This window comes from uncultured Corynebacterium sp. (genome assembly GCF_902782855.1).
Classification (GTDB): domain Bacteria; phylum Actinomycetota; class Actinomycetes; order Mycobacteriales; family Mycobacteriaceae; genus Corynebacterium.
The window spans coordinates 1-3685 of sequence record NZ_CACZOO010000365.1 but is presented as its reverse complement, the minus strand read 5'-3'; the positions used below and the strand labels follow the sequence as shown (position 1 = coordinate 3685).

At 69.4% G+C, this 3685-nt stretch carries 5 protein-coding genes; 4 read left to right on the top strand and 1 reads right to left on the bottom strand.

What is annotated here, in order from left to right; genetic code table 11:
* Positions 1 to 83: 83 nt before the first annotated feature.
* Positions 84 to 1064, bottom strand: coding sequence for a hypothetical protein (locus QZV72_RS14630; protein WP_297009465.1), 981 nt, complete (start codon positions 1062 to 1064; stop codon positions 84 to 86).
* Between the two features lie 101 nt (positions 1065 to 1165).
* Between QZV72_RS14630 and lspA the strand changes: the two genes are divergently transcribed.
* The 4 genes from lspA to QZV72_RS14610 all read left to right on the top strand — a co-directional run.
* On the top strand, positions 1166 to 1645 hold the full coding sequence (lspA, locus tag QZV72_RS14625; protein WP_367119108.1) for a signal peptidase II: 480 nt from the start codon (positions 1166 to 1168) through the stop codon (positions 1643 to 1645).
* Entirely contained in the window at positions 1642 to 2577 is a 936-nt protein-coding gene (locus QZV72_RS14620; RefSeq protein ID WP_297009464.1) for an RluA family pseudouridine synthase, read from the top strand. The genes lspA and QZV72_RS14620 overlap by 4 nt, the downstream gene beginning before the upstream one ends.
* Positions 2577 to 3257 (top strand): hypothetical protein, encoded by a 681-nt coding sequence (locus QZV72_RS14615; protein WP_297009463.1) that lies wholly within the window; start codon positions 2577 to 2579, stop codon positions 3255 to 3257. Before QZV72_RS14620 ends, QZV72_RS14615 begins: the two co-directional genes overlap by 1 nt.
* A partial coding sequence (locus QZV72_RS14610) for an EamA family transporter (RefSeq protein WP_297009461.1) occupies positions 3254 to 3685 on the top strand: 432 nt, incomplete at its 3' end. The genes QZV72_RS14615 and QZV72_RS14610, both read left to right, overlap by 4 nt.

Sequence of the window (3685 nt, the reverse complement as noted above, 5' to 3'; positions counted from 1 at the left end):
CCCGAGGGGGAGGCGCCTGCCGGGGAAGCGCCCGAGGGGGAGGCGCCTGCCGGTGACGTCCCCGAGGGGGAGGTGCCTGCCGCCTAGTCTCCCCCGGTGGTCCCGCCGGTGGTCCAGGTCGAGGTGGTGCGGGACTCCTGCACCACCGTCACCGGCGAGCCCGGCTGACCGTAGGTTACCTCGGTCGTCGTCTTCACGGACCCGCTCAACGGCAGGGGACGCCGCAGATCCAGGGTCAGTGAACCGCTGGACGTGCTCTTCGAGTCCAGCACCTCCAGGTCCGTCCCCGCCATCTGCTTCACCGTGGGGATCCGTTCGATGTCCACGTCGAGTTCCACCCGGGAACCGCTGCGTGAGGTGAGGGTGTAGGTCACCGTCTGCCGCATAGCGACTCCGGAGGCGCTGTCACTGACCGGCCCGGTCACCGTCCACCTGGCCCCCTCGCCCACGGCGTCCGCCGGGAAGACCAGGGGCAGGGCGGTCATCTGTCCGAGGTTGTTCTCGACAGCCGCCCGGGCGGAGTCGGTCGCCTCCTCCGGAGCGGCGAACGACCGGGAGGTCACCTTGCCGTCGTCGCTGTACCTCTGCACCATGCGGAAACCTTCGGCGGTGGCGATGTCCTCGCTGAGGTCGGCGTTTCCGTCCTCGTCGAGGGCTTCGTTGCTGCCGTCCGGAGTCCCGATGGTCACGGTGGATTCAAGTTGGTCGCCGTCGGTGGCCGCTGCCGCCGCGTAGGGCAGGTCGGCGGACAGCTCGGAGTACGGGGCCTCGCCGTCAGCGGTGCCCTGTTCGTCACCGCCGACGACCTTCTGCCCGTAACCCCACCTGACCGTGAACACCCCGGTCTGGTCGCCGTCGTCGGCGAACCAGACCAGGGGGCCGGTGGGGGCGGAACCGGCCGCCAGCAGCGAGACCGACACACCGTCGACGGGGGATTCGACCGGTGCGGCACGGTCGGGGCCGTCGTCCGAGGAGATACAGCCGCTCAGGCCCAGGGTCGACCCCAGGGCGACGGTGGAGACCAGGACAGCCACGGCTGAGGGAAGGGATCGTCGTCTGTGCACGACCGTCAGGTTACCAACCTCCACCGGAACACCCGCTAGGATGGACATCCGTGACCCAGGCCCCCTCCTCCAGACCCCCCGTAGACTCCCTGAACTCCAGAGTGGTTCCCCGGGCTCTGGTGGTTCTCGTGGGGGTGGTCGTCCTCGACCAGTTGACCAAGTGGGCCGTCGTCGAATTCCTCGAGCCGCGGACCAGCTACCCGGTCCTGGGCGAGTTCGCCCGCCTCTATCTCATCCGCAACTCCGGTGCCGCCTTCTCCATGGGTGAGGGGGCCACCGCTGTCTTCGCGGTGATCCAGTTGCTCGCCGCGGTCCTGTGCGTGGTCCTCGCATTCCGGGTGAAAGACCCGTGGACGACCGCAGCCGTCGGGATGATCGGTGGCGGTGCGGCCGGTAACTTCATTGACCGGGTGTTCCGGGACCCGGGCGGACTGCACGGCCATGTCGTCGACTTCATCTCGATCGGCGACTTCGCCATCTTCAATGTCGCCGACTCCGGCATCACCGTCGGCGTCATCACATACATCATCTACGGCCTGTTCATCGAGCCGAAGCGGCGGGACACGGAGGGACCGGCATGAGCGACCGTGAATCGAGGATGATGCCGGTGCCCGGCGGTCTCACCGGGATGCGGGTGGACGCAGGCCTGTCGAAGCTGCTCGGCCTCTCCCGCACCGTCGTCGCCGACCTGGCGGAAGCCGGTGACATCGTCCAGGACGGGCAGCGTGTCGGCAAGTCAGACCGTCTCGTCGACGGTGCCTGGCTCGACGTGACCCTGCCCGCCCCGCCACGCGACCTCGCCGCCGAGCCGGCCCGCGCTGTGGAGGGCATGGGCATCCTCTATTCTGACGAGGACGTCATCGTCGTCGACAAGCCGGTCGGTGTCGCCGCACACCCCACGATCGGCTGGGAGGGGCCCACCGTCACCTCGGGTCTGGCCGCCGCCGGGTTCCGGATCTCGACCTCCGGACCGCCGGAACGTAAGGGTATCGTCCACCGTCTCGACGTCGGCACCTCGGGCGTCATGGCGGTGGCCGCGTCCGAACGCGCCTACACCGTGCTCAAGCGTGCCTTCCGTGACCGCACGGTCGACAAGACCTACCATGCGCTCATCCAGGGGCACCCCGATCCCACCGACGGGACGATCGACGCGCCCATCGCCCGTCATCCCGGTCACCGCTGGAAGTTCGCTGTCCTGGATGGTGGACGCCACGCCGTCACCCACTACGAGACCATCGAGGCCTTCCGGGAGGCGACGTTGGTGCGTGTCCACCTGGAGACCGGACGGACCCACCAGATCCGCGTCCACTTCTCCGCCCTGCACCACCCGTGTGCCGGTGACCCGATGTACGGTTCCGATCCCGCGCTGGCGAAGCGGCTCGGGCTGTCGCGACAGTGGCTGCACGCCGTCCACCTCGGCTTCCCGCATCCGGACGGTCGGTGGATGATGATCGAGTCGCCCTATCCGGCGGACCTGCAGACCGCACTCGACCGGTTACGGGAGACGAACTGATGGGCCGGTTCCGTTCCGCCGAGCAGATCTCGGCCGACCGGCGGACGCGTCGGCGGCTCGAATGGGAGGACACGCGGCGTCCCGCCTGGGTGATGTGGGTGTCGGTGGCCTGTCTGGTCGCCCTGGTCGTCACCGTCGTCGCGCTGTCCAACTCCGACCGGCTGTCGCGCCCCACCGCCGTCAACGGTGATGTGCTCGGCCCCGAGACCGGGGAGTCCACCGGGGACTACCTGTCGCGCGCCGCGGACACCCTCGCCTCGACCACCGGGGACGCCCCGCGCTGGGCGCTTGTCAGCCCGGACGGTCCGGCGGACGTCGCCGCACTCACCGCCGTCTTCTCCGACCAGCCGGATCTGCGGGTCAGTACCCTCCTCGCCGGCGGGGTGCAGTGGGCCCTGCCCGAACCCGCGGTCGGCCACCGTCGTGAGGATGTCTTCATCGGGGCCAGGCAGCGGGTCGCGGCGTCCGCAGGCGTCCCGGACACCGATGAGGCGCTCCGGATCACCGGCGTCATCGTCCACGGGACCCCTGCGGAGCTACATGCCGTGGCATCCACCCCCGGGGTCCGGGCCGTGGAACCGTTGCCTGCCGACGCGGTCTACGGCCGTTTCGGTGTGCGCCCGCTTGAGGACACCGCACCGGCGCCCGTTGTGGCGCAACCGGAGGTTCCCGCACCGTGATCTGGGGTGTCGCCTGCTACCTGATGTGGGGCTTCTTCCCCGCTTTCTTCCCCCTCCTCGAACCGGCCGACCCGATGGAGATCCTCGCCCACCGGTTCGTGTGGACGCTTGTCTTCGTCGCCGTCGTCCTGGCGGTGCTGGGGCGCGACCACGGCGGCGGTTTCCGCTGGATCCGGCGGCTCACGCCGCGCCAGTGGGGACGCATCGCCGTGGCCGCCGTGCTCATCGCCGGCAACTGGGGTCTGTACATCTACGCAGTGAACAATGACCACGTCGCCGACGCCGCCCTCGGGTACTTCATCAACCCGCTGGTCAGCGTTCTGTTGGGTGTGCTCGTCCTGCGTGAACGGCTGCGTCCGTTGCAGTGGGTCTCCGTCGGCGTGGCGGGTGCGGCGGTCATCATCCTCACTGTCGCACTGGGGACACCT

Excerpts from the sequence above, each read along its gene's own strand:
- QZV72_RS14620 (WP_297009464.1), top strand. The coding sequence starts at position 1,642 with ATGAGCGACCGTGAATCGAGGATGATGCCGGTGCCCGGCGGTCTCACC.
- QZV72_RS14615 (WP_297009463.1), top strand. The coding sequence starts at position 2,577 with ATGGGCCGGTTCCGTTCCGCCGAGCAGATCTCGGCCGACCGGCGGACG.